The 393-nt window shown below is 71.8% G+C and carries 1 pseudogene; it reads left to right on the forward strand.

Annotated elements, in window-relative coordinates:
- Positions 1-393: pseudogene (locus tag K9U40_RS24485) on the forward strand (hypothetical protein); the annotation flags it as partial.

Here is a 393-nt window from a genome sequence, read left to right on the forward strand (position 1 = left end):
CTCCAAGTCCGCGTTCCGCGCGGGCCGCGTGGACAGCTTCGGCGCAGCCTACTGGGACGACGCGAACATCGGCGATGCCTCCGCCGCGTTCGGGTCGAACACGCGGGCAGTGGGGCCCAACAGCTTCGCGGCCGGGCTGGCGGCCGTCGCGCAGGGCGACAGCTCCGTCGCGCTGGGCAACAGCGGCACCGCCCAATCCGACCGCACCCTCGCCTTCAACGGCACGGCATCGGGCGTGGGTGCGGTCGCCATCGGCAGCGGTGCGCAGGCCACCAATGACGATGCGCTGGCCATGGGGCCGAGTTCCATCTCCAGCGGCCTCGCTTCGATCACGATCGGGCCCTCGCGTGCGACCGGCAACTTCGGCGTGGCGATCGGCCTGCAGAACAAGGC

Source organism: Xanthobacter autotrophicus, from assembly GCF_030015065.1.
Classification (GTDB): Bacteria; Pseudomonadota; Alphaproteobacteria; order Rhizobiales; family Xanthobacteraceae; genus Xanthobacter; species Xanthobacter autotrophicus_D.